Annotated in this window: 19 protein-coding genes and 3 pseudogenes; 19 read left to right on the top strand and 3 right to left on the bottom strand. The window is 63.0% G+C overall.

The window, feature by feature from the left end:
* The first annotated feature begins 241 nt into the window (after positions 1 to 241).
* The 10 genes from JF781_RS24405 to JF781_RS24360 all read left to right on the top strand — a co-directional run bounded on the left by JF781_RS24405 (position 242) and on the right by JF781_RS24360 (position 14,523).
* Entirely contained in the window at positions 242 to 1,438 is a 1,197-nt protein-coding gene (locus JF781_RS24405; RefSeq protein WP_225329984.1) for an MCE family protein, read from the top strand.
* The gene (locus JF781_RS24400; RefSeq protein WP_225329985.1) at positions 1,438 to 3,105 is read left to right on the top strand and encodes an MCE family protein; all 1,668 of its coding nucleotides are present in this window, start codon (positions 1,438 to 1,440) and stop codon (positions 3,103 to 3,105) included. The genes JF781_RS24405 and JF781_RS24400 overlap by 1 nt, the downstream gene beginning before the upstream one ends.
* A 234-nt stretch (positions 3,106 to 3,339) precedes the next feature.
* Positions 3,340 to 4,104, top strand: a complete 765-nt coding sequence (locus JF781_RS24395; RefSeq protein ID WP_225329986.1) for an ABC transporter permease — start codon at positions 3,340 to 3,342, stop codon at positions 4,102 to 4,104.
* Positions 4,105 to 4,111: 7 nt separating this feature from the next.
* Complete coding sequence (locus JF781_RS24390) at positions 4,112 to 4,957, top strand: ABC transporter permease (protein ID WP_225329987.1); 846 nt, start codon at positions 4,112 to 4,114, stop codon at positions 4,955 to 4,957.
* Between the two features lie 393 nt (positions 4,958 to 5,350).
* Positions 5,351 to 8,893 carry a carboxylic acid reductase gene (gene car, locus JF781_RS24385; protein WP_225329988.1) on the top strand — a complete coding sequence of 1,181 codons (3,543 nt, stop codon included), beginning with the start codon at positions 5,351 to 5,353 and terminating at the stop codon, positions 8,891 to 8,893.
* Between the two features lie 69 nt (positions 8,894 to 8,962).
* Entirely contained in the window at positions 8,963 to 9,886 is a 924-nt protein-coding gene (locus JF781_RS24380) for a hypothetical protein (RefSeq protein ID WP_255642303.1), read from the top strand.
* Positions 9,887 to 9,933: 47 nt separating this feature from the next.
* Positions 9,934 to 10,923 (top strand): cyclase family protein, encoded by a 990-nt coding sequence (locus tag JF781_RS24375; RefSeq protein WP_225329990.1) that lies wholly within the window; start codon positions 9,934 to 9,936, stop codon positions 10,921 to 10,923.
* The gene (locus tag JF781_RS24370; protein ID WP_225329991.1) at positions 10,923 to 12,308 is read left to right on the top strand and encodes a phosphotransferase; all 1,386 of its coding nucleotides are present in this window, start codon (positions 10,923 to 10,925) and stop codon (positions 12,306 to 12,308) included. The genes JF781_RS24375 and JF781_RS24370 overlap by 1 nt, the downstream gene beginning before the upstream one ends.
* Positions 12,305 to 13,549, top strand: a complete 1,245-nt coding sequence (locus JF781_RS24365) for a cytochrome P450 (RefSeq protein ID WP_225329992.1) — start codon at positions 12,305 to 12,307, stop codon at positions 13,547 to 13,549. Before JF781_RS24370 ends, JF781_RS24365 begins: the two co-directional genes overlap by 4 nt.
* Before the next feature lie 2 nt (positions 13,550 to 13,551).
* A complete protein-coding gene (locus JF781_RS24360) occupies positions 13,552 to 14,523 on the top strand; it encodes a hypothetical protein (RefSeq protein WP_225329993.1) in 972 nt (323 codons plus the stop codon).
* Here the strand turns inward: JF781_RS24360 and JF781_RS24355 are convergent.
* Positions 14,504 to 15,109 (bottom strand): GntR family transcriptional regulator, encoded by a 606-nt coding sequence (locus JF781_RS24355; protein ID WP_225329994.1) that lies wholly within the window; start codon positions 15,107 to 15,109, stop codon positions 14,504 to 14,506. The genes JF781_RS24360 and JF781_RS24355 overlap by 20 nt on opposite strands.
* A 224-nt stretch (positions 15,110 to 15,333) precedes the next feature.
* Between JF781_RS24355 and JF781_RS24350 the strand changes: the two genes are divergently transcribed.
* From JF781_RS24350 to JF781_RS24315, 8 genes and pseudogenes are all read left to right on the top strand, one after another.
* Positions 15,334 to 16,779 carry an aldehyde dehydrogenase gene (locus tag JF781_RS24350; protein ID WP_225329995.1) on the top strand — a complete coding sequence of 482 codons (1,446 nt, stop codon included), beginning with the start codon at positions 15,334 to 15,336 and terminating at the stop codon, positions 16,777 to 16,779.
* Positions 16,780 to 16,796: 17 nt separating this feature from the next.
* Positions 16,797 to 17,879: a hypothetical protein gene (locus JF781_RS24345; RefSeq protein ID WP_225329996.1), complete on the top strand. Its 1,083-nt coding sequence runs from the start codon at positions 16,797 to 16,799 to the stop codon at positions 17,877 to 17,879.
* Positions 17,880 to 17,899: 20 nt separating this feature from the next.
* Positions 17,900 to 18,133 carry a hypothetical protein gene (locus JF781_RS24340; protein WP_225330002.1) on the top strand — a complete coding sequence of 78 codons (234 nt, stop codon included), beginning with the start codon at positions 17,900 to 17,902 and terminating at the stop codon, positions 18,131 to 18,133.
* Between the two features lie 21 nt (positions 18,134 to 18,154).
* Positions 18,155 to 18,424: pseudogene (locus JF781_RS24335) on the top strand (ABC transporter permease); the annotation flags it as partial.
* A 272-nt stretch (positions 18,425 to 18,696) separates the two neighbouring features.
* Positions 18,697 to 19,134, top strand: a complete 438-nt coding sequence (locus JF781_RS24330) for a hypothetical protein (protein WP_225329997.1) — start codon at positions 18,697 to 18,699, stop codon at positions 19,132 to 19,134.
* Between the two features lie 577 nt (positions 19,135 to 19,711).
* A complete protein-coding gene (locus JF781_RS24325; RefSeq protein ID WP_225329998.1) occupies positions 19,712 to 20,719 on the top strand; it encodes a restriction endonuclease in 1,008 nt (335 codons plus the stop codon).
* 82 nt (positions 20,720 to 20,801) lie between these two features.
* Positions 20,802 to 21,830 carry a hypothetical protein gene (locus JF781_RS24320; protein ID WP_225329999.1) on the top strand — a complete coding sequence of 343 codons (1,029 nt, stop codon included), beginning with the start codon at positions 20,802 to 20,804 and terminating at the stop codon, positions 21,828 to 21,830.
* 346 nt (positions 21,831 to 22,176) lie between these two features.
* Positions 22,177 to 23,139, top strand: a pseudogene (locus JF781_RS24315) (MCE family protein); the annotation flags it as partial.
* Between the two features lie 780 nt (positions 23,140 to 23,919).
* Here the strand turns inward: JF781_RS24315 and JF781_RS24310 are convergent.
* Positions 23,920 to 24,543, bottom strand: coding sequence for a hypothetical protein (locus JF781_RS24310; protein ID WP_225330000.1), 624 nt, complete (start codon positions 24,541 to 24,543; stop codon positions 23,920 to 23,922).
* A 362-nt stretch (positions 24,544 to 24,905) separates the two neighbouring features.
* Here JF781_RS24310 and JF781_RS28755 point away from each other — a divergent pair, with 362 nt between their 5' ends.
* Positions 24,906 to 25,088, top strand: coding sequence for a hypothetical protein (locus tag JF781_RS28755; RefSeq protein WP_374109769.1), 183 nt, complete (start codon positions 24,906 to 24,908; stop codon positions 25,086 to 25,088).
* A gap of 150 nt (positions 25,089 to 25,238) precedes the next feature.
* On the opposite strand, the pseudogene JF781_RS24300 reads toward JF781_RS28755, so the two are convergent.
* Positions 25,239 to 25,423, bottom strand: a pseudogene (locus JF781_RS24300) (cytochrome P450); the annotation flags it as partial.
* Between the last annotated feature and the right edge of the window lie 65 nt (positions 25,424 to 25,488).

The following is a 25,488-nucleotide window of genomic DNA, read 5'->3' as shown; positions in this document are numbered from 1 at the left end:
CCCCACCGTCATTTTCCCCCGAGACCAACCTGAAAGATCTACTGGTGCCGCCAGCGGCCGGACCACCGGCTAATGCAGCCCCGGCACCGGATCAACCGCCGCCAGCGGCCGCTGGACCGCTTCCCAACGCGGGTCCTGCTCTGGGCGCTCCGGCGCAGCCGACGACGCCGGGCGGCGAGCTACCTGGCGCACCTGTACCAGTGACCGATCTGCCGATCCCGACCGATGATGGAGGCCGGTGATGAGAGTGGCTCCGAGGCGGGTGCATAGCCATAAGTCGATACGGTGCGGCCTGTCGTGCGCGGCGGTGGGCTTGTTGCTCAGCGGGTGTCAGTTCGGCGGTCTGAACTCGTTGGATATGCCTGGAACGGCAGGACATGGCCCCGGCTCATTTAAGATCACCGTAGAACTTCCCGATATCGCCACTCTGGCGCAGAATTCCCCGGTCATGGTCGATGACGTCACCGTCGGCAGTATCTCGGGAATGGGCGTCGTACAACGACCCGACGGAACCTTCTACGCGGCTGTCCAGTTGTCGTTGGATGCGCAGGTGAACCTGCCGTCGAACGCGGTGGTCAAGGTTGCACAAACCTCGCTGCTGGGCTCGCAACACATCGAACTGTCGCGTCCCGCCGCCGCACCTAGGGTCGGGCGACTGTCCAATGGACAAGTAATAGCGATGAATGGCAGCGACCGGTATCCCACCACCGAAGAGGTGTTGTCCTCACTGAGCATCGTGGTCAACAAGGGCAACTTGGGGGCGCTGCAAGATATCACCGACGAGCTTTACAAAGCGGTGGCGGGACGCACCGAGCAGTTCGCTGACTTCTTGCCCCAACTTGCCACGCTCGCTGCCGAACTTGATCGCCAAACCGACCAGATCATCCAAGCGGCCGACAAATTGAACCATGTCAGCTCAATTCTTGCTAACGGCAAGGGAAAGTTGGATCTCGCGTTACAGACGGTGCCCGAGGCGCTGCGCGTGCTCAATGCCGACAGTGGCCAGATTGTCGCGACATTCGATGCACTACGACGACTGGGTGTCATCGCTGCCAACATACTTTCGAACACCAAACGCGATTTCATCGAGGACGTCAAAGCTGCTTACCCGGTAGTGAAAGCGCTCTCAGAAAAGGCCCGCGAACTCGTTGATGCGCTGCCGATCCTGGTCACATACCCGCTGCCGCAGAAGGGGATCAAGCAAGCTGTCCGCGGTGACTTCTTGAACGTCGATGCCACCTACGACCTCACCATTAGACGCCTCGGGGAAACCCTGTTCACAACGTCGGCATTGGACCCGAACATGAAGCACCTCTCCGAAGTGGTCAACCCGCCCGATTATCTGCTCGGGGCGCTGGCAAATCTGTCAGGTCAAGCAGCCGACCCCTTCAGCTTGCCGACACATGATTCAACTGCTGCGCCCAAGGAGCCGCACTAATGCTATCCCGGCTTCAGAAGTGGCAGCTCTCGACCTTCGCCGTGCTCACCGTGATTACCGTGAGCATCATCGCGGTGAGCTACGTGCAGATTCCGGCCGCACTTGGCTTCGGGTCCTACACGGTGACCGCCAACTTCGCGGCCAGCGGCGGTCTGTACAAGAACGCCAACGTCGCCTACCGCGGCACCACAATCGGCCGCGTGACCGACGTGTCACTGGCCTATCGCAACGGTGTGAACGCGCAACTGCGCATCGGCTCAGGCACCCACATTCCCGCCAATGTCACCGCCACGGTCAAAAGCGTTTCCGCGATCGGAGAACAGTACGTCGACTTGGTGCCACCAGATCCGCCCTCGTCGACGTGGCTGCGCGATGGCTCCCGGATCAGTCGTGACCACACCATGCTCAATGCCGATGTCGCGGGCTTGTTGCACGAGGCACAGCGGCTGGTCGATTCGATCAGCCAAAGCCGATTACGAGATCTGTTGCACGACACGTTCAAAGCTTTCGATGGTTCGGGACCCGAACTAGCACGTCTGATCCAGTCAGCGCGCCTATTAGCCGACGAGGCCAATGCCCATGGTGACGATATCGCGGGCCTGATTGATCAGGTCGGACCGTTCCTTGATGGTCAGATTCGCAGCGGCGATGCGATCAGAAGTCTTGCCGACGGAGCGGCCCGCTTCACCGGACACGTCCGAGGGGCTGCTCCACAAATCAGTAATCTGCTCCAGATCGTGCCCGAGGTGGCCCCGCAGATCGGTGACACACTGCGAGACATCCGCCCAGACTTCCCCATGCTGGCCGCCAATCTCGCAAACTTCGGCCGCATCGGTGTCATCTACCGAAAGTCGCTCGAACAGGTGCTGGTGATCTTTCCCGCGATGACAGCCGTTTTGCTCACTATCGCTCAGCAGGTTCCTTTCGATGAAGGTGCGCGCGCCGATTTCAAGCTTGCCCTTCAGGATCCGCCGCCGTGCAGTGTGGGGTTTATCCCCGCGCCGCTGATTCGCTCGCCCGCCGACGAAACGGTCCGGGACGTCCCGGGCGACATGTATTGCAAAGTGCCGCAGAGCGACCCGGTCGTTGTCCGAGGTGCCCGTAATTACCCGTGTCAGGAATTTCCCGGCAAACGTGCACCGACGATTCAGCTGTGTCGTGACCCGAAGGGCTACGTGCCCATCGGCCGTAATGCGTGGCGTGGGCCTCCGGTACCTCTTGACACGCCCGTACCGAATCCCAGGAACATCTTGCCGCCCAACAAGTTTCCGCTCATACCCCCTGGCGTCGACTATGACCCGGGGCCACCGGTCGTCCAACTTCCCCCCGGCGTGCCTCCTGGGCCTGGGCCGGCGCCGATCGCGCCGTTTCCGTTGCAAGTACCGCCCGCGGACGGCCCGCCACCGCCGCCGCTGCCTTTTAGCCCACCACCCAACCAGATTGTGCCGCCCTACGGACAGCCTCCGGGGCCGGCTCCTCTCAACGCGCCTGGACCGCCACCATCGCCGGCGCCGCAGGCTCAAGGGCCTATGGGGGTCACCTATGACCCCAGCTCCGGCAAATTCCTTGACCCCAGCGGCGAGGTGGGAATATTTGCCTCGGGAGCATCCAAACTACGTCCGGCTGAGACGTGGCTCGACATGATGATGTGTCCGACGCAGGAATGACACGCGTGCCCACTGGCTCCCCAGAGCCCGATATCCCCGAGGCGCAATGCCTTTCGGCGGACACGGTCTACCCCGGCGACACTGAGACACCGGGGTCCTCGATTTCCACCTTGCAGCGCTTGAAGCACGTGTTCAGTCACTTCTTCGCCAAGCTGTTGCCGCGGCTGAAGTCGCTGCAGCTGACTGGCCTAAGGGCCAACACGATTCGCAGCCAGGATGGAAGGGGGATCCGAGTTGATTGAGCAACTTGCGGTCCCTGCTCGTGCTGTCGGCGGGTTCTTCGAGATGATGATCGATACCGGCCGCGCGGCTTTCCGACGGCCCTTCCAATTCGGCGAGTTCCTGGACCAGACGTGGATGATCGCCCGCGTCTCACTGGTCCCGACCCTGCTGGTGTCCATCCCCTTCACCGTGCTGGTGGCCTTCACCCTCAACATCCTGCTACGCGAAATCGGTGCGGCCGACTTGTCCGGCGCCGGAACGGCATTCGGCACTATCACCCAGCTGGGGCCCGTGGTGACCGTGCTTGTCGTGGCCGGCGCCGGTGCCACCGCCATCTGCGCCGACCTCGGTGCCCGCACCATCCGCGAGGAAATCGACGCGATGCGGGTGCTGGGCATCGACCCGATCCAACGGCTCGTCGTCCCACGGGTTTTGGCGTCCACGGTGGTCGCGCTGCTGCTCAACGGTCTGGTGTGCGCCATCGGCTTGTCCGGCGGTTACGTGTTCTCCGTCTTCCTTCAGGGCGTCAACCCGGGCGCATTCATCAACGGGCTGACCGTGCTCACCGGACTGCGCGAACTGGTGCTCGCCGAAGTCAAAGCGCTGCTGTTCGGCGTGATGGCCGGGCTGGTCGGGTGTTACCGCGGCCTGGCCGTCAAGGGTGGGCCCAAGGGCGTCGGCAATGCCGTCAACGAAACCGTCGTCTACGCGTTCATCTGCCTGTTCGTCATCAACGTAGTGATGACCGCCATCGGCGTACGGATCACGGCGAAGTGAACGAACGATGAGCTACGACATCACTTACCGGCTACGCAATGTGGTGTCGCGGGTGCTGCAAGGGCCGGTTGACGACTTCGGCGAGCAGGCGTTGTTCTACGGCCAAACCATTCGCTACGTCCCCAACGCGCTCACCCGCTACCGCAAGGAGACGATCCGCAACGTCGCCGAAATGACAATGGGCGCAGGCGCACTCGTCATGATCGGCGGCACGGTCGGCGTTGCGGCGTTTTTGACACTGGCTTCCGGTGGGGTCATCGCCGTGCAGGGTTATGCGTCGCTGGGCAACATCGGCATCGAGGCGCTGACCGGATTCCTGTCGGCATTCCTCAACGTCCGCGTTGTCGCTCCGGTGATTGCGGGTATCGCGTTGGCGGCCACCATCGGTGCCGGCGCCACCGCCCAATTGGGTGCCATGCGGGTATCCGAAGAGATCGACGCCGTCGAATGCATGGCGGTGCACTCGGTGTCCTACCTGGTGTCAACCCGGTTGATCGCCGGCCTCATCGCGATCGTTCCGCTGTACTCGTTGTCGGTGCTAGCCGCGTTCTTCGCCGCCCGCTTCACCACGGTGTACATCAACGGGCAGTCCAAGGGCCTCTACGACCACTACTTCAATACCTTCCTCATCCCGTCGGACCTGTTGTGGTCGTTTTTGCAGGCGATCGTGATGTCCATCGCGGTGATGCTCGTCCATACCTATTACGGCTACAACGCCCACGGCGGACCGGTCGGCGTGGGAATCGCGGTCGGCCAGGCCGTGCGGACCTCGCTGATCGTCGTGGTCGTCATTACTTTGTTCATCTCGCTCGCCGTTTACGGCGCGTCGGGCAACTTCAACCTCTCTGGATAACCACGCGGCGGGTTGTCCTGGTGATCCGCCGAACTGCCGCTGGTCGAATGCATTGGCCTGGCTGGTAACACGGACAAGGGCTGAAGCCGACTGCCAATCGACCCCGCGGGTGCTTGCGCACGACAACGGTCGTCCGCCAATTGCGCAAGCCGATTTGTCGTCGGTGCCCTACCTGACATCGAGCCCGATCACGCCGGGTATTGGATCACGGGATCACCGACGATCGGCAGAGTTGGGCGGGGACGGTTATGTCCCTGCGGCGCGAGTTATCTCGGCGCAAAGAGAGCACCTGGCCAACTCGGATCCAGAAATTGTAGACTGTCTGCAATTCTGCGGGCGACCACGTCGGCGTGCTGCATTCATGCAGGAGGGTTCGTGTGATGTTGGTGCACGGTGCTGACTGAGCGCGAGTCTGAGAAGTTGGCGCAACGGGTTGGGGACTTGCTGGCCAATGACGGCCAGTTCGCTGCGGCCCTACCGAAAGAGGGCATCAGCGAAGCGATACTCGATCCCGGCCTCAGTTGGGCCGGTCTCATGCGGGCGGTCACCCGGGGCTATGCCGACCGCCCTGCGCTCGGCCAGCGGGCCGTCGAGGTCGTCACCTACGCGGGCCGCCACGGCCTGTCAGTGCTGCCACGTTTCGACACCATCAGCTACGGCCAGCTGTGGCAGCGAGTCACCGCACTCGCCGCTGCGCTAGCTGGCGATCCCGTGCGACGCGGTGACTGCGTGGCCACCCTGGGGTTCTGCAGTGTCGATTATGCGACGGTAGACATGGCTGTACCCCTGCTTGGTGCGGTGTCGGTACCCCTGCACGCCGGCGCACCGATTAGCCAGTTGCAGGCAATGGTTGATGAAACCGAACCGTCGATGATCGCGTGCAGCGCGGAGTACTTGACCGATGCCGTCGAACTGGTGCTCGGCCAACCGGCACCGGCGCGGTTGGTGGTGTTCGACTACCGCCCGGACGTCGATGACCACCGTGAAGCGCTCGAGGCGGCCCACCTCCGGATTGTCGACGCGCGCAGCGCGGTGGTCCTCGAGACGCTCGCCGAGGCAGTTGAACGCGGAAGCGCGTTGCCAGCACCGCCGGATCCACCCTCCGACGGCGACCGGCTCGCGGTGATCGTCTACACCTCCGGGAGCAGCGGAAGCCCCAAGGGTGCGATGCAACCCGAGAGCTTGGCCAGGTCCATGTGGACGGTCACGGCGGCTGTGCAGGTCGAGCGCGGCTTCGCGATTCCGGCGATCACGTTGAACTACATGCCGATGAGCCACACCGCGGGGCGAGCCATGCTGTATTCGACACTGGGAGCCGGCGGCACCGCGTATTTCGCGGGCAAGAGCGATCTGTCGACGATCCTGGATGACCTCGCGCTGGTGCGCCCCACGCAGCTGAACTTCGTTCCTCGGATCTGGGAGCTGCTGCATCGCGAATTCCGCGGCGAACTCGAACGCCGTGATGGGGGCACGTCCGCCGAAATCGAAGAGCAGATCTTGGCCGATCTTCGATCGCGTGTTCTTGGCGGGCGCTACATTTCAGCGTTGACCGGCTCGGCACCCATCTCCGCAGAGCTTGCGGCGTGGGTAACGCGACTGCTTGACGGGCATCTCATGAATGCACTGGGCGCGACAGAGTCGGGGTCGGTGATCATCGACGGCAAGGTACAGCAACCTCCGGTGACCGACTACAAGCTCGTCGATGTGCCTGAGCTTGGATACTTCAGCATCGACCGGCCCCATCCCCGCGGCGAGCTGCTTATCAAGTCACGTACGCTGTTTCGCGGCTACTACAAGCGCCCCGGCCTGACCGCTGAGGTATTCGACGAGGACGGCTTCTATCGAACGGGTGACATCGTTGCCCAGATCCGTCCCGATGAGTTCCGCTATGTGGACCGGCGCAACAATGTGCTCAAGCTCGCCCAAGGTGAGTTCGTCACGGTCTCCAAGCTCGAAGCTGTGTACGCCAATTGCCCTTTCGTGCACCAGATCTACGTGTATGGCAACGGTGAGCGGTCGTTCCTGCTCGCCGTGGTGGTGCCCACGGAGGACGCCCTCGCCGCATACGATACCGCCTCGCTCAAGCCGCTGATCCTGCGCTCGATGCGGGAAGCCGCCCGACGCGCCGAGCTGCAGTCCTACGAGATCCCGCGCGACATCATCGTCGAATCGGTCCCGTTCTCTCCCGACAACAAGCTGTTGTCCGGCGTCCGAAAACCGTCGCGTCCCAATCTCAAACAACATTATGGCGCGCGTCTTGAACGGCTCTACGCTCAGCTTGCCGACGCGCAAAGCGACCGGCTACGCGCGCTTCGCGAGCATGGGTCACACCAGCCGGTGACCCAGGCGGTGTGTGCTACAGCGGCGGCCGTGTTCGGCGACCCCTCCGCGGATCCTGCTCCGGATGCTCACTTTACAGAGCTGGGTGGAGATTCCTTGTCGGCGTTGACATTCGCAAACCTTCTCCAGGACATTTTCGGTGTCGAGGTGCCCGTGGGTGTCATTATCAGTCCAGCCAGCGACATGCAGTCGATCTCCGATTACATCGAGGCGCAACGACATTCCGGCGCCCTGCGGCCCACCTTCGCCTCGGTGCACGGTGCCGGCGCCACCGTCGCCCACGCCCGTGACCTTACGCTCGACAGGTTCATGGACGCCGCCATACTGGACCGTGCCACCTCGCTCGCCGGCCCGGCCCGCGACGTCGCCACGGTGCTATTGACAGGCGCCACGGGCTATCTCGGGCGCTATCTGCTGCTGTGGTGGCTGGACCGCATGGCTGCCGTCAACGGCACCGTGATCTGTCTGGTGCGGGGCCGGGACGCCACAGCGGCACGGACACGGCTTGACGGGGTCTTCGACAGCGGTGACGCTGATCTGCTGGCCCACTACCGCGCGCGGGCTGCTGACCATCTCGAAGTCGTGGCCGGTGACAAGAGCGATGTCGGCCTCGGGCTCGACGAGGCGACATGGCAGCGGTTCGCCGACAGCGTCGATCTGATCATCGACCCGGCGGCACTGGTTAACCACATGCTGCCCTACGAACAGTTATTCGGACCGAACGTCGTCGGTACGGCCGAGCTCATCAAGCTGGCGCTGACCACCCGGCTCAAGCCGATCGGCTACGTCTCGTCTGTCGCTGTCGGAGCGACCCTAGCGCCCGGCGACTTCACCGAGGACGCCGATATCCGCCACGCCAGCGCCACTCGCACGGTCGATGACACATATGCGAACGGTTACGGCAACAGCAAGTGGGCCGGTGAGGTGCTGCTGCGTGAAGCACACGACCTGTGCGGCCTTCCCGTCGCCGTGTTCAGGTGCGACATGATCATGGCGGAGACCGGCTATCGCGGACAACTCAATGTGCCCGACATGCTCACTCGGCTCATCCTGAGCATCGCGGCGACCGGTCTGGCGCCGGAGTCGTTCTATCATCGCGACTCCAGCGGTCAGCGCGCCCGCGCGCATTTCGACGGGTTGCCAGTTGATTTCGTGGCCGAATCCGTTTCGACGCTGAGCATCATGGCGGCCAAGGACTTTCAAACCTTCCACGTTGTCAACCCGCATGACGACGGCATCGGCCTCGACGAGTTTGTCGATTGGATGGTAGAAGTCGGATGCCGGATCGAGCGGCTCGCCGACCACGAGCAGTGGTACAAGCGATTCGAGTCCGCATTGCGCAACCTCCCCGAGCGACAACGTCAAGCCTCGCTGTTGCCACTGCTGCAGACGTATCGGCATCCGCTGATTCCGCTGACCGGTGCGTTCGCGCCGACACTCCGGTTCCAGGCGGCGGCGATGGAAGCCGACATCGGACAAGACGGCAACATCCCCCACATCGGCAAGCCGATCATCGAGAAGTACGTGACCGACTTGGAATTAGTGGATCTGCTCGACCCTGATCACCGTGCCGCGACCACACCAAAGGAGAGTTGAGTGCCCGACCGCATCGATTTCGAGGTAATCCGCCAGTCTCCGTCATTGGAACACTATCGGCGAGGGTGGATGCCGGCCGAAGGGGTTGGACTAGCAGGCATCTGGCTCGGCGCGATCGTCAGCGACGAAGCCGGCACAGATTACTGGGCCGTCCGGGGAATGGACGATTTCGTCGTCGGAATGACCCACGTGGTGTCCCCGATCTGCGGCTTCCGAAAACTGCAAAAAGGGCTGAATGCCGAAGCGCCCCACCTGTTCGACGAGTATGCGACGCTCGATTGGTACGAGCCCATCCAGTACGTCGACGACGGCGAGCGGGTGCAGATGCTGTACACCAGCGGGCGAATCGAGCGTGACACCAACGGCTTTCATTGGCTTGACGCCAGCAATCGATGGGAAATTCACGGCAATACAGTCAGCGACATCGTCATCACCCACGTCCCAAAGCAAGCGGGCATCGACGATGAGGTCTACTACCGCCACGAGCTGATGCATGTCACCGGGAAAGTCAACGGTGTCGAGGTGTCCGGGTACGGGCACCAGGACTTCGCCTACGGCCCGCCGGGGATGGCCTACACCGAGCTGCCGATCGCCCGGCAGCTGCAGGGCATGTGGGTGTCGTGGCTGCACGAATATCCCGACGGCGAAGTAGGCGGCGGTAGCTTCTGGCAAGGCCGAGGTGACCTGAATTTCGGGCCGGGATATCAGCTCAAAGGCGGTGTCACCACGGTGCATAACGACATCGTTGCCAAGCCCACGTTCAACGAACGGGCACAAATGCTGACCCTGGATGCCACTATCGGCGCGGACGCCTATTCGTTCGCCTTCGACGCGACCGGCAGCCCGTTGCACTTCTTCGGACCGCTGACGAGCACTTCATCCGGCAAGAAGCCGGCGCGCAGCTGGTGTTGGGTCGAGTACGCCGGCGGCATGCTGTCTCCCGAAATCCTGGACATGATGATGCTGCCCTTCCAGCTCGCACGGGGTCGTTGATCCACACCGCCGCAGCGCAATTCACCCGAGCAAAGGAGTTGGGAACCGTGGCAGAACTTCCGACCGATTCCCAGGTGGGCCGCTACGTCGAGGATCTCAAGAACTGGGGGAGATGGGGTCCCGACGATCAACTCGGCACCCTGAACCTGATCAGGCCTGAGCAACTGGCCGCGGCGGCGCGTCTGGTCACCGAGGGCCGCACGGTGTCGTGTGCCCGCGATCTGGTCACCGCGTACCGGCACCCCGATAACTGCGCGCAGATGTACTACGTCGCAAGCGGAGAAGGCGCCAACCGCGCCGATGGCGTCCCGCCGACCGCACTGGGCCGCGGTGATCTCGGCTCGGCGGTCGAGTTCGTCGGTCTGGTGTATCACGGCACCAGCGTCACGCACATCGACTCGCTGGCGCACTTGTTCTGGAAAGGCCGGATCTACAACGACCGGTCATCGGCTCTGGTGACCTCGGAGCACGGCGCGTTGTTCGGGGCCGTCACGACGATGAGCGATGGCATCGTGGGCCGCGGTGTCCTGCTGGACGTGCCACGCGCCGAAGGCGTCGCCGCGCTGGACGGCGGGCGGGCCGTCACGCCCGACGATCTCGAAGCCACCGCCGCGGCGCAGGGTGTCACCGTGGGCCCCGGCGATATCGTCTTGCTCCGGACCGGTCGCTGGAATGCGGAAGTCCACGCACCCGAGGCGACGCCGTCCTACACCGACCCGCATGATCAAGCGCGCTGGGGTCAGCGCGCGGGCTGGCACCCCGCCTGCATGCCGTGGCTGCGCGAGCGCGAAGTGGCCGTGATCGGTTGCGACGGCCCACAAGAGGCGCTTCCGCCGCCTTACCCGACCGTTGAGAGCGCGATGATCCACGTGCACGCGCTCTATGCGATGGGGATGCCGCTGATCGACAACTGCGACCTCGAGCAGTTGAGCGCGGTCTGCGCGGAGCTGGGCCGGTGGGAGTTCCAGTTCCTCGTCCTGCCGCTGCGAGTGGTCGGCGGATCGGGCTCACCGGTCAACCCGGTGGCGGTGTTCTGATGACACTGCCCGACGAGGTCATCGCCTGGGCGCAGGATCGCTGCGGCGGCCGGGTGGTCGATATCGAGCAGCAGATCCGTTGGCGCCCACACCACTTCCTGACCATCGACCGCTCCGGGGATACCGTCCGCGTGCTGGCTCGGTCGGGGCGCACCACGGTTCCCGACGGCGGATTCCTCAAGCATTTCGACATCGCCCACGAGGCGCGGGTGCTTGAGGCGCTGCAGGGCAGGGGACTGAAAGTCCCTGAGTTTTTTGGATTCAACGAAAAGTACGGCGTCATCCTGATGGAGCGCATGGATGGCGACAATCAGCTGGCGAGTGCCCCCGACGACCACACCCGCAAACAGGTGATGGCCGAGTACATCGAACAGCTCGCCAAGCTGCACGAGATCGATGTCGACTCGATGCAACTGTCGGGCCTGGCGATCCCACAGACCAACGAACAAGTCGCGTTCGCTGGCAAGTTCGCCTACGTCGAGCAGGATTGGGGCCGTTTGCGGCACAAGTTGCGTCCCGAACCGTTTCTCGAATTGGGCATCTGGTGGCTGCATGCCAATGTGCCTTCGGGCGAGCGACGGGTGAGTTTTGTGCAGGCCGACACCGGACCCGGACAGTTCATGTTCGCCGACGGCCACCTGACTGCGCTGATCGACTGGGAGCTTTCCCACATCGGTGATCCGATGCTTGATCTCGGCGTGATCCGGATGCGCAACATGCTCTATCCGACCGGGTCGTTGGCTGGGCCGCTGGCCCACTACGAACAGGTGAGCGGCCACCCGATTGACCGGCAGGCCTTGTATTTCTACACCGTGATGTCGATGCTGCTGACCCCGCTGGGCGTGGCCCCCTTAATGCAGTTCCCGACGGCCCGCGTCGAGCACACGTTGCCCAGCTTCGGATGGGACGCGACGCTGCGCCGCGGGCTGGGAGACGCGCTCGCTGAAGCGATCGGTACGGAAATCGAGGCGCCTGATCTGCCGGAACCAGCTGCGCGACAATCATACTCGCTGACCGATTACCTCATCGAGCATCTCGAGCTCAACTGCGAACCGACCGCGGCCGACGACGCCCGTCGGCACGAAATCGCCTCGGCGGCCGCGATCGCGCGGGCCGTCAAGATCGACTCAGAGGTGGGCGCCGAGCTGCGCGACGCCGACCTGGACGATATGGGCGTGGTGCTCGGGCGGCGTCCGGATAGCCGCGACGAGGGCATGGCGCGGCTCAACGAGATCGTGGCTGCTGGCCCGTCGCAACGGCTCGAGGAGCTTGTCTGGTTGTTTGCGCGCGTCGCGCGCCGCCGCGAGTACTTGATGCAACCGCTGAGGATCGAGTCGGCGTCAGGCGAATTCGAGCGATTTACCCGCAAGGAGGTTTTGCGATGAGCACCAAAGCACCTGCCGACGGTGATGCCGATCCTTTCGCGCTGCCTGACCCGATGCAGATCGGCCCATCGGTGGATCCGTATCCCTATGTTGCGGAGGCCAGGCGTCGCAACGCCGTTCAGCAGGGCTGGCCGCTGCCAACTGCCACTTCGATTGGCCCAGCGGCCGACGTAACGTCGAACGCCTACAACGTCCTCGGCTACGAGGAGGTGGCCGCAGTCTTCCGCGATGACGTCACCTACTCGTCCTCCCTGATCGCCAAGGCCATCGGTCCGCTGCTGGCTAACACGATTGTTGCGATGGACGAACCGGAGCACCACACTCACCGGTCTCTCGTATTTCAAGCGTTTCGGCCAAAGCTGTTGGCCCGCTGGGAAACCGAACTCGTTCGTCCTGCGGCCGACGAGTTGATCGACTCGTTCGCCGGCCTGGGGAGGGCCGATCTGGTCCGGCGCTTCACGTTCGCGCTACCGATACGCGTCATCGCCCGCATCCTCGGACTGCCGCGACATGACATAGGCAGATTCCAGCGGTGGTCGATCGAGGTGATCAGCATCGGCACGGACTGGGACCGGGGCATGGCCGCCTTCGACGCCCTGCGTGACTACTTTGCCGAGCTGGTCGAGCAGCGCCGGCGCGACCCGCAGGACGACCTGATCACCGAGCTCGTTGGCGCCGAGGTCGACGGCCAACGGCTCAGTGACGAAGAAATTTTCGCGTTCCTACGCCTGCTGCTGCCCGCCGGAGTCGAGACCACTTATCGATCGCTGGGCAATCTGCTTTTCGCACTGCTGACCCATCCGGACCAACTGGCGGAGGTCATCGACGATCCCGGGCTGATCCCGCAGGCGGTCGAAGAGGGGCTGCGGTGGCTATCGCCGATCTTCCACACCGGCCGCGTCATCACCCGCGACGGCCGACTCGGCGGCGTCGACATTCCGGCGGGCTCGACGGTGACGTTGTTCGTCGGCGCCGCGAACCGCGACGAGAAGGTGTTCACCGACGCTGACAGCTTCGACGTACACCGAAAGCACAACCCGCATCTCGCGTTTGCGGTTGGTGCGCACTCCTGTTTGGGCATGCACCTTGCCCGGATGGAGAACCGGATCTCGCTGCAGGCGATCCTCGAGCGACTTCCCGAGTTGCGGCTCGATCCCGACGCGGCGGCGCCGCAGATCATCGGAATGCCGCTGCGCTCGCCCGAAGCGTTGCCCGTGCTGTTCACCGCCGCGACGAGCTGAGCATGACGCCAGGCCCGGCAGACTTTGGTGGGCGGTGCCTGATCGGTGAGTGCACGTTCGACGCCGAGTTGCTGCTGCCCTCGACCTCCTACTTCGGTTTGCAGAAGTCGGGTTCCTACCTCTACGGGACTTTGCGGGACGACGACGGCAATCTGCTGCGGATGCTGCGCGCCGTCGAGTCCGAGCAGTCGCGGCTGGCCTCCCTGTTCGCCGCCAAGCCCGGCGGCCAGCTCCAGCGCCACCCAGGTAGCAGCGAGATGTGGTGTGGCCGAACGTCTATTACGCGCAATGGTGACGCGGTCGTCATGTCGAGTGTCGGTGCCGACGATAGCCAGCGCTTCCGCTTCCTCCACGCTCCTGACGGGTGCGGCTGGGGCGACGGCGACGTCCTCGCTGTGGCGGGCGACGTGATCGGTCCGGCTATACAGTGGTTCAACACCTGGGACGGCGGGGCATGCTTCTCGGCGACGTCGAAGTACCGCGTCCGCGGTACATTCCTGGGGCGCACCGTGGAAGGATTCGTCGGACACGAAATCCACTATTTTGCAGCGGGTTTCAATTGGCTCAACGCGCCTTATGGTCAGGGCAGAGAGATCTGCTGGCAGCAGGTCGCAAATGAATACACCGATGGGTCGATGGTCCAGGGCACGTTCGCGTACGGCGCGGACGGGTGGGGGTTTGCGATGCTACACGACGAGCACGGCGCGTTCGTCGCGACCACCGACGTCTCCGCCGAGGCAACGGTGCGGGGAAACGGCTATCCGCAAAGCATTCGGTATGAGTTCTTGGGCCAGTCGTGGACGTGGCGCATCGATCCGCAGGGCGAGCGGCCGTCGATTCCGGGCGTTGCGATGCTGGGGGCCGACGGTACCTGTCAGCGAGACGGCGATACCCGTTCGGTCCGCTACAGCATGGGCAACTCCGATTGGTGGACCGACGGCCGCGCCGACGGGATCATTGGTCGCGGTTCTTGATCGCCGTCATCAGAAGGTCGAGGCATTCGCGTTGCATCGCCTCGTGGGCGGCATTGGCGCGCGCGCCGTCGCGGGCGCGAATCGCGTCGATGATCGCGAGTGCGGCTGTGCGGCTGATCTCTATAGCCTCGGGCACCACCGCGAAGAGCGTGTCGATAGTGGTGGTGCGGGTGCGCCGGACGATGCGTGCCACCGCCGGGGCGGCGGCTGCATTGAACAACACGTCGAGGTAGTCCTCGCACAGCGCAGAGACGGTTGTGGGGTCGGTAACGGTAGCCAGCTCGGTGGCGATCTGCGCGAGTCTGGCATCGAATTCGGGGGTCAGGCGTACGGCGGCGCGGCGGGCGACCAGGCCGAAGACTAGCTCCCAGACCTCGGCGTTGTCCCCGACCGACGTCTCGATCGGCAACACGAACCCGCCGCGGTGCATCTCCATCCTGATCCAGCCCTCCTGCTCGAGGATGACGAGGGCCTCGCGGACGGGGACCCGGCTTGTTCCCAGTTGGGCGGCGATGTCTTCTTGCGCCAGACGTTGACCGGGTGCCAGCTCACCGGTGATGATCTGGCTGCGTAGGCGATCGGCCACGAGCTGGCCACTGCTGCGACGTGTCAGTGGGAAACGAGCGCTAGTCGGCTGGGTCATCTGTTGTCGACTCACCCTTCGCTGTTAGGGGTCCGGCCGTGGCCGTGCAAGCAGATCGTAGACCCAGACCAAGACGTCGCACGCTCCCACGCGACATTACAATTGTAGACATTCTGCAAATCTCCCGACTATTCTGCGACTGGACTGCATGAGGAGGTGAGGCGACGTTGCGAACCTATGACCGGCTCTTTATTGGCGGGGAGTGGGTCGCGTCGTCGGGAACGCAGGTCATCGACGTAATCTCCCCACACACCGAACAGACGATCGGGGGCGCACCCGTCGCCACCGAGACCGACATTGATCACGCCGTCCGTGCAGCACGGGCCGCATTTGACGACGGCGAGTGGCCGCGACTGACACCATCCGAACGCGCCGACTACCTCAAGGTGTTGGCGACGGCCTACAGCCCCCACATCGATGAAATGGCCGAGCTGATCACCGAGGAGATGGGCTCGCCGATCAGCTACAGCAAAATTGGTCAAGCATTTCCCGGACTGATGATCATCAACACCGGCATCAAGGTGGCCGCGGGTTACCCGTGGGAGGAAACGCGGAGAGGCGATCTCGCCGACACTGTGGTGCGGCGAACACCGGTCGGCGTGGTCGCCGCGATCGTGCCCTGGAACATGCCGCAGCTAGGGGCCCTGACCAAGATGGTTCCCGCACTGCTCGCCGGGTGCACCGTGGTGCTCAAGCCCGCCGCCGAAACTCCCGTCGACGCCCTGCGGCTCGCGGAGATCATCGACGGGATCGGCCTGCCCAAGGGCGTCGTCAACATCGTCACCGGCGGCAGAGACGTCGGCGAGCACCTGATCCGCCATCTCGGCGTCGACAAGGTGTCGTTCACCGGCTCGAGCGACACGGGGCGGCAGATCGCGTCGCAGTGTGCAGATCAGCTCAAGCGGGTCAGCCTGGAGCTCGGCGGTAAGTCTGCCGCAATCGTGCTCGACGACGCCGATATCGCTGCGATGGCGCAGGCCCTGCGGTTCGCCTCGTTCGCGAACAACGGCGAGGCATGCGTGGCGCAGACTCGAATCCTTGCCCCAAGCAACGCTTATGACGCGATCGTGGATGCCGTGGCCAACCTTGCTGCGTCGCTGGTGGTGGGAGATCCCACCGATCCGCGTACCGAAATCGGGCCTCTTGTCACGCAGCGCCAGCAGCAGCGAGTCGAGAAGTACATCGCGCTAGGTCAGGAGGAGGGGGCCCGGGTCGTGGTGGGCGGCAACGGGATGCCCAACGGCCTCGACACTGGGTGGTACGTGCGCCCCACCGTGTTCGCCGACGTCGACAGCCGCATGCGCATCGCGCAGGAGGAAATCTTCGGGCCGGTGCTGACTGTGATTCCCTACGACGACATCGATGACGCCGTCCGCATCGCCAACGACTCGCGCTACGGCCTGGCCGGCACCGTGTGGACGGGCGACGTCGAGCGCGGAATGGACGTCGCCCGGCGGATCCGTACCGGATCGGTGGGCATCAACCAATACATGCCCGACTTAGCGGCTCCGCTGGGCGGCTTCAAGGACAGCGGGATCGGGCGCGAAGGTGGCCCGGAAGGTCTCGATCAGTACGTCGAATTGCAGTCGCTGTTGCCCGGCGTCCGCACCTAGCAAGAAAGCACAACCCTTTGTCTTACCGAATCATCCAGTGGGGGACCGGAAACGTCGGCGTGCACGCCTTGCGGCTCATCGTCGAACGCCCCGACTTCGAACTAGCCGGCGTGCGCGTGTACAACGCCACCAAGGTCGGCGTCGACGCCGGCGAGCTCTTGGGTATGGCCTCCACGGGAGTGCTGGCCACCGACGACGTCGAAGCGATCCTCGCTATCGACGCCGACTGTGTGTGCTACAGCCCCCTCGGCGGCACTTTCGACGGTGGGCAGAGCGCGGTCGACGACATCTGTCGTCTTCTCGCGTCGGGCAAAAACGTCGTTTCTAGCGCGCACGAGAATCTCGCCTACCTAGGGCCGGACATGCAGTTGCCCGGTGCAGGGCCCGATGTCGACGAGCGTCTCACCCGGGCGTGCCGCGACGGCGGCTCGTCGTTCTTCCACGCCGGCATAAATCCGGGTTTTGCCATGGATCTCTGGCCGATGCTGCTGACCCGTCTATGCGGGCGCATCGACACCCTGCGAGTCAGCGAGATTGTTGACATGAGCCGTTACACGTCGATCCACATGGTGCGTGACGCCATCGGGTTCGGACTTCCCGCCGACGCGCCCACGCCGTTGGACGCACACTTCAGTCAGGTCGAGAATTCGCCGTTCTACCTGTCGATGCGGATGCTCACCGACGCGATGGGGGTGGCGATTGACGACGTGAAGTACCGACGGGAGGTCGCGGCGACCGACCGCGAGCTCACGATCGCCGCGGGCACCATCGCGGAGGGCACCATCGCGGCGATGAAGATGAGCCTCGAGGGGATGGTCCACGGGCGGGCCGCGATCACGTTCGAGCTGATCTGGCGGGTCACCGACCAGGTGGCGCCCGAATGGCCCGGAGGTGACAGCCGTTGGCTGCTGCACATCGACGGGGACATGACCGTGGATGCCGAGGTTGCCCTGGCGACCAAGCTTGGCGCCGGTCGGGCGGTGTCGCTGGCAGTGGCGACTCTGCTCCTCAACGCTGTTCCCACCGTGTGCCACGCCCGTCCGGGTCTCATCAACAATCTGACCCTGGCGCCACACGCCGGCGGCTATTTCACGCGCTGAGCAGGAGAAGGAGTCGAAAGGTGAGTTGTGACACGGTGATTCGCCAGGACCGATGGCTCGACCCGACGGGCGCGCCGTCGGGCATCCGCAACATCGGGATTCGCGATAGGCGCGTCACCGTCTTCGCCGACGGGCGGCCCACCCAGGTGCTGGACACCCGATGGGCCCGTAACTTCCTGCGCGCCGACGGGCGCCCCCGCAATCTGGCATCCCCGTGCGAACGCTCGACGCAGCCCAGCGCCACAACGGTATGAGCCCCGCCTTGCCCGACCGGTGGTCAGTCCGAGGGCTTGTACCAGCACTACTTCTCGACCTTCTTGAACCCCATTGACCTGTTGTGGTCGTTCCTGCAGGCCGCGCTGATGGCGATCACAATCTTGCTGATACATACCTACTACGGCTATTTCGCAGCCGGTGGACCCGCGGGCGTGGGCCAAGCCACGGGTAATGCGGTGCGCACCTCGCTCATCGTCGTGGTCTCGGTAACGCTGCTGGTCTCACTCTCCATCTACGGCTCCAACGGCAACTTCAACCTATCCGGGTAGGGCTTTTGCCCCACGACGATTGGCCACTTGCCGCAGAGCAACAACGATGACCCTTCCGGGCCTTGTTCTCATCCACGGAGGGTTGCATGCTGGTGACTGCTGGGACCTCCTCACATACGAACTGGCAAGCCGATAGCAGATTTACCGATCTCGCTTTGGACCTGCCAGGCCGGCGAAGGAAGCCTTACGACCCATGTGGCGGTCGCATTGCTGTATGGGCTGACTCGTTGTGGCGGACATCGACGCCGCCGGTTTGAGTGAGGTTGTCGTCGTTGGACATTCAATCGCCGGTCTCACTGTCCCCAAATGTCATCGCAAAGCTAGGCGCCGCCCGGATCCGCGAAGTGATCCTCATAGCAGCAGTCATTCCACCGCGGGGGAAATCGGCCATAAACCGCCTAGCTCCGCCACTGGTGCCGCTGGTTCGACTAGCCGCGCTGACAGGCATACCCATCAGACTTCCGGCTGCCGTGGCTCGGTTTACCTTCTGCAATGGAATGACTCGGCAGCAACGCAGGTTGGCACACCTCACGTTCTACCCAGAATCATCCAGCGTTCTCGTCGAGCCGGCCGATCGTAACGAAATGCCCAACGAGGTGCCTCGAACATCGATTATGACGCTACGTGATCGAATGCTGTCGACTGATCGCCAACGCCAGTGCATCAGCGCGCTGGGCGGTGTCGAGAACGCGCATCAGATGAGCGAATAGTTACCGGGTCGGCTCAGGTAAGCGGACGGTCCGAGGCGCTACGTCGCCCCGGGCGGACAAGAACAGTGACTGGGACCGATTTCTGTACAACCGCAAGGTTCTAGGATCCGCCACGAAGATGAGAAAATGACTTCCGCCATTTTGATGAGAATTCTGCAAATCGGCTGCTAGGGGCGGCCCCATTCGCCATGGAGCCTGAGAACCTACACCGGTGTAGATTCTCAAATTTTATGTCCAATTCTCATTCTAAATGTCCACAAAATGTCCAAAGGGGCATTTGGGTGAGACAAAGCGGCGGCGGACCGTGAGTGCCGAAGGCGCCTAGAAGGCGCCGTTTGACGGCTCGCAACCGACGGGTGCGATTACCTCCGCTGCTGCGATCGCCAATTGATCGCGCATCAGGCTGCACTCGACGCTCCCAAATTGGGTGCTTTCGTCTAGCGCACGGGTCTGGCGGCGCCGCGTTCGAGATGATGATTGAACGGTGATCCGAGAGGAGCTCCGATGTGTCTACGGCGATGTCGGACCATCGCCGTAGCCCGTGGTCAACGTTTGCTCCAGGAGGGGGAGGGTAGGCATGCCGAAGCGATCCAACGAGTTTCAGCGCCTAGTGGCAATGCTGACCATGCTGAAGAGTGACGGCGCGACTGTGCACGAATCAGTCGAAGTGATGGAGATTGCCTCGCAAGAACGCCGTGAGGTCGACGTCGTAGCTTTCGGGAAGGTCGCCGGTCATCGGAGCGCCGTTTTTATTGAATGCCGCGACTGGAAGCGCCCGCAGGACGTCCAGTGGGTAGAGCAAGCTCGTACGAAGTTCGATGACTTAGGCGCGAACGTGAAGATTCTCGCCTCGTCCAGCGGATTTACGAAGACAGCGCTGGCGAAAGCTGCTCGCTATGGAATCAAGACGATCACGACGCGTGACGTCACCCCCGAGTTCGTCGGAAAAGTCGTCAACAGTGCTGATAGCGCCGAATATTGGCATTGGGTCACCCTCGTTCAGAAGGCAATCGTAGTCATCACCCGCGACGGTCTAACGCAACAGCAAGCGCTGCCCGGGAACGTTCCGGTTTTGTGTGCAGACGGTTCAGAAGTCTCGATGTTCGAAGACCTCGCAAAGCACGTCACGCAACAGCACATACGAAATCACGACCAGTGGGAGGAGGCCTTCCGCGAAGCGGAGGAGCTGTACGGCGGCAAAGTGAAATACATCGCAACTGCCGATGGGCCGGAGCCGAGATCCAACGGCCAGAAGGTGTATGTCAAAGGGATCTCGCACGCGACAGGCAGGGAAGAACTGTTCGAGATCGCCAATGTCATCGTCACTTTCGAGGCCAAACGAACTGTGGCTGACGTGCCCCTTACCCACGGCGAGTACGACGGAACTTACTTCTCCACCGGCTCAGCCCCCTTGGGCGACGACGCCACGGTGCAGTTGGTCTACACAGAGACCCCCCAAGGCGAATTCGATGTAATCGGCCGCCTAGACGGCCCTCCCGACACCTTCGGGATTCAGATCCCGGCCAAAACCGACGATGCCGGGACGGATATGCCCGAGTCGGCTGCCCGAGGGCCGGCAGGTTGAGCGGCGCTCAACGCGCCAGCGTCCATGACGGTGACCGCAGCCGACTCCGCGAATCTCGGAGGCGATTGGCACAATTCGCTAGGTGAGCTCCAATACGCCGCGATGCCGCATCGTCTACGACGACGAGTTTCGCTCCGACTTCGCCGATGGGTTGCGACGAGACTCATCGACGGAAGCGATGCAACGGGGGTTCGAGGAACTTGCCGACACGCTAGGCAACTTGGTGGATCGGCCCGACGAAGTGACACTCGTCGTGGCAGTCACCTTGGCGACGGCCGTGCGACGCAGGCAGCCGGGAGTCGCTTACCACACCGATAGGGGTACGGGTACCGTCGCGGCCCGAACGATGAAGCGCGCAGACGGATGCGTCGACGTAATCATTGAGAGCGGGTTCCTCACGGAGGTCGATGCATACGGCCAGGGGTGTTTCACAGCGGCGGGCCAGCCTCAATTGAGCCGGCCAGGGCTCGCTCAGATGAGGAAGACGATCATCCATGAGGCACAGCACGCCACTATGCACCAGCGCAACTCGGGCTACGACCAGTTCGAGGTCAGTGAGCGCGCCAGCAACTATCCCCGATGGGATTACGCCGTCGCGGCCAAGATCCTCGACGAGTACCGAGCGGAGTGGAACGCCGCGCAGCACGACTCTAGGCAGCCGCCGTCGGTCAAAGACGTTCTGGACGCACTTGAGCATCTGGGTTCCGAACTCGCTGCGGCGGACGCGCGGTACCAGGCGGCGCCGACGCCGGTCGCTGTCGCCACGTTGATGGAGGACGTCTACAACGCGTGCGCCGCGTACTGGACCTGGATGGCATACTGGGCTGCGCAGTTTCGCGGCAACCAGATCCTATTGGGCGCGGAGATCCAGAATCTCAACCTATGGAAGCGCTATGTCGGGCCGACATGGGCCGGGCTGTATCAGATCCTCGACGAGGTTCCGATTGAAGACCGCGGCGCTACCGAAGTGAGGCTTCGCCAAGCCGCGGCCCGTGTCGCGCGCCAGTGGGTACCGCAGTCGCTGCGCCAGATCGGCTTTCGCCATGAAGTGGTCCCAGGTGGGGAGGCGTTCTACATCGACCGCCACGATTTTCCGAGTGAGCGAAGTTAAGAGTCGGCGGCCTCCGAATTAGCGGAAAAGTCGCGATCATCGAGTTCGGGCGTCTATTCTGAGAAAGAAGAGACATATTGAACGTCAAATGAACGCGAACGCGCCAGATCGATCGAGAGAGGGTAGCTTTCCGGAGATTTGTTGCGGCGCGGATGAATACGGCGTGCCTGCACTCGCATGACCAGAGATCTCGGGTATAGCGGGGGTACGCCGGTGCGGATCCCATGGGTAGACGCGGCAGGTAAGCGAGGTCTAGGACGAGTGGACCGCCGCGCGGTCGGCGAACACCAGTCGGCGTTGGGCCGCGGCCATTCCGGAGGGCGGGCGCGATCGACGAGTCCTTCACGCGGTGGGCGGACTCGGCCCTGAACTATCGCGGATCGTGAAATCCAGCACCTCCCTGGCCATCGATATACGCCGGAACCTGGATGCCATGATCACCGTCATCGATCAGTCCAAAGCGGTCCTGGATACGCAAGTCGACACCTCGGACTCGATCCAAGCATGGGTTTCCAATGTCGCCCAGATCACCAAACAGCTTCAGACCCGAGATGATTCGGTAAATGGAATCTTGAACCAGGGACCAGCCGCCCTGGACGAAGCACGCCAGCTCTTCGACCGCCTGCAACCGACCTTGCCGATCGTTCTGGCCAATCTGGTGAGCCTCGCCGATGTGGCGGTTGTCTACCAGCCCAACCTCGAACAAATCTTGGTGTTGCTCCCGCAGGTCGTTGCAGCCGCACAGGGAGCTGGCCTCACGAACCGTGACACCAAACAGGATTACAAAGGTCTGTACTTGTCGTTCAACCTGAACCTGAACCTGCCGCCGCCCTGCACCACCGGATACTTGCCGGCTCAACAGACGCGTCCACCCAGCGAGGTGGATTACCCTGCGCGCCCCGCGGGAGATCTCTACTGCCGTGTCCCGCAGGACTCCATGTTCAACGTCCGAGGTGCACGGAATCTGCCCTGCGGAACCCGCCCAGGCAAGCGCGCTCCGACGGTCAAGATGTGCGAGAGCGACGAGGAGTATGTGCCGCTCAATGATGGTTTGAATTGGAAGGGTGACCCGAACGCAACACTGTCGGGGCAAGCGGTGCCACAACCTCGGCCGGGGACTGCGCCTGCAGCGGACGGCTCGGCTCAGCCGCCCTCGGGAGCCCCGGCGCCGATTGCGATCGCGCAGTACGACCGCAGTTCGGGCCCCTATATCGGACCCGACGGAAAGCAATACACGCAATCCAATCTCGCCCGCGACGCTCAGCAGCGCAGCTGGCAAGACCTGGTTCTTCCCCCGAAAGGCCAGTGACGCGCGACATCCGAGATGTGCACCGCCAGAGCCGAGCCCGGGGAGGGGTCGGCAGATGAGTCGGTCGACACCGAGGATTGTGACGCGAGCCAAGCCGCCGGGGCATCGACTCGCTCACTGATATCGGTTCCCGACTCGCATTGCTCATCGGCTTGTTTATCTACGTCGGTCGTCGGGGCCGCTCATCCTGACAACCCTCGACTGGCAGCGCGCCGATGCCATTGTTCAGCAAATCCTGAGCTCGGCCACCGGGGTGTTTTAACGCCAACTTCTCAAAGCGACCGTAGTCGTTCGTCGATGTTCTCAAACAGGCGAAGTCCAAAACAGAGGGCTCAATCAGCGAGGCCGGGCTGGAGTCGGTATCTGGCACCGTTCCAGCTGCTGCCTCGGTTTCGTCAGCCAAAAGCACGCGGCGGCTGTGGTTTTCGTGAAACCGACCATCGCTATTGGCAACGACCCGCCGTCCAGCACCGCCTCCAGCGTGCGAGTAACACTCGAGAAGATCTGTAAGCGATGGCTAATCTCCCAATTCGATCCCGTGTGAATCGCGGCGGGTATCCGGAGCCAGTATTGCTTACGGAATTGTTCGGACCCGAAGGGAACCTTGGCCAGGCATGGCTGTTTGCGACGCCTGTCGGCGCGAGCTTTGGATTTCTCGTGATGGAGGCGGGTCAACGCTTCGGTCGTCACTGGCTCCTTACCTGGCACCCGACTGCCCCATGAAAGGCCATCTGGCATCCGGAGCGTAAGCGACGCGAAGGGAAGTCGTCGCGCTCATCGCTAGGATGAGGAAGGCGTCGCTTCACCGGGCCTTGAAGAGTGGCGTGCCGCCGCCTGGAGGAAGGCTGCGGGAGGTTCCCCGTCGATGGGCGTAACGATGGGAGCGCCAGCTCCATAGCTGTGCTCACCAGCGCTCAGCCCATCTTCATCGAAGAGGAACACCAGCGCGAGCCGCATCGACAATTGATGGGCCACAGTCGGGTCGTCCACGTCGACCCGCCACATCTCCCGCACAAGCTCACCTGGGCATAGCAGATGCATCGTGCCTGCCGTGATGATGGCATGGTCGAGAACGGTGATGTGATCGGCGGAATATTGGTGTGTGGTAGTGCCGGTAGCGATCATGAGGCGGTACATTGCGACCGCTTCCTCATAGGAGCTCACCAGCTGTGAGCTGAGAGGACCGAACGTGGCGTACGACTGGCGAGTTTGAGACAAGAGGCGGGTGAGTCCCTCGAGATCCCCGGCGTTCTCGAGTTCTGCATGCGCGATGAGATTTTCGAGCAGCGCCCTATGTCGCAGAGAGCGCGTTTGATCTCTCAACCCGGCGAGCGCTCGCGGGAAAGCGCCGGTGTCGAACTCCGCTATCGACTGCGGAGTCACTACGGCGTCAACCTTGGTCATTGGTTCTCCTTTTGGTGCCGACAGCAGCGGGTCTGCCTTCATCGTCCGCATCCCTTCAGCGAGACCCGTGGCACACGGTCTCGTCCAGAAAAATCTGTCTGCTTCTTCAGAAGTGTGTACGTAGCTGCCCGGGTCATATTATAAAAGATATAGAGCTTTTCGCTGCCAATATATCTACATGTATCATGCCCTCATATCCAGGGATGGTTAGTGTCACACGGGCGGAAGCGGTGATCTCGGGTCATGTGGCGCGAACGGCGCCAAAGGAAGGGAAAATCATGTGACCGGTTGTGGTGGAGCGCCCAACTGAACGGTCTGCGGTCGTCACTCTGAACAATCCTGACCGCCTCAACGCGATAAGCATGGGTATGGCCGCTGCGTTGCACGACACGCTCGACGACCTGGCCAGTGGCTCGCGATGCCGGGTGGTCATCTTGACCGGCGCGGGCCGCGGCTTCTGCCCTGGACTTGATCTATCCGAAAACCCCCGTGGCTCCGACCGCGAAAGACCACGAAGGTGCGGCGGCCACGCTGCGCACCCATGAGTTCATTGCATCACTGGTCCCCAAGATCTTCCGGCTTCCTCAACCGGTCGTCGCCGCCAATGGCTGGTCCATTGACCGCCTCGGAGGGATGACGCTTGCAGCGGGCTGCGATTTGCGGATTGCGTCGATGGAGGCACGTTTCGGGGTTGCGAAGGCCAGATGCTTGTTGGGTCACGTCCGACGTCGAACCGAGACGGCCCGTCGAACTCCTCTTCGTCGCGATTGGCCGAGGGATAGGACAAGAGCAAGGATTCGCCCGCGGCGATCGGCACGCCAAGCACGGTGGTGTCTTCGGCAGCGGTGTGCATGAACGCCTTGACCGGCGTCACCCACCGGGCTGCGGCGCAATCTGGACCTCACGCCGCTAGCTGTCGACGAGATGATCCGGGAATTGCGACGG

It is taken from the genome of Mycobacterium sp. WUMAC-067, from assembly GCF_020217485.1.
Taxonomy (GTDB): Bacteria; Actinomycetota; Actinomycetes; order Mycobacteriales; family Mycobacteriaceae; genus Mycobacterium.
Note: the sequence above shows the minus strand (reverse complement) of the source record. Positions and strands in the feature narration are given on the sequence as shown.

Bases quoted from the DNA above. Each gene is read 5' to 3' on its own strand.
- JF781_RS24405 (WP_225329984.1), top strand. From the start codon at position 242: ATGAGAGTGGCTCCGAGGCGGGTGCATAGCCATAAGTCGATACGGTGC.
- JF781_RS24400 (WP_225329985.1), top strand. From the start codon at position 1,438: ATGCTATCCCGGCTTCAGAAGTGGCAGCTCTCGACCTTCGCCGTGCTC.
- JF781_RS24390 (WP_225329987.1), top strand. From the start codon at position 4,112: ATGAGCTACGACATCACTTACCGGCTACGCAATGTGGTGTCGCGGGTG.
- JF781_RS24380 (WP_255642303.1), top strand. From the start codon at position 8,963: ATGCCGGCCGAAGGGGTTGGACTAGCAGGCATCTGGCTCGGCGCGATC.
- JF781_RS24370 (WP_225329991.1), top strand. From the start codon at position 10,923: ATGACACTGCCCGACGAGGTCATCGCCTGGGCGCAGGATCGCTGCGGC.
- JF781_RS24365 (WP_225329992.1), top strand. From the start codon at position 12,305: ATGAGCACCAAAGCACCTGCCGACGGTGATGCCGATCCTTTCGCGCTG.
- JF781_RS24360 (WP_225329993.1), top strand. From the start codon at position 13,552: ATGACGCCAGGCCCGGCAGACTTTGGTGGGCGGTGCCTGATCGGTGAG.
- JF781_RS24325 (WP_225329998.1), top strand. From the start codon at position 19,712: ATGCCGAAGCGATCCAACGAGTTTCAGCGCCTAGTGGCAATGCTGACC.
- JF781_RS24310 (WP_225330000.1), bottom strand. From the start codon at position 24,543: ATGACCAAGGTTGACGCCGTAGTGACTCCGCAGTCGATAGCGGAGTTC.
- JF781_RS28755 (WP_374109769.1), top strand. From the start codon at position 24,906: ATGGGTATGGCCGCTGCGTTGCACGACACGCTCGACGACCTGGCCAGT.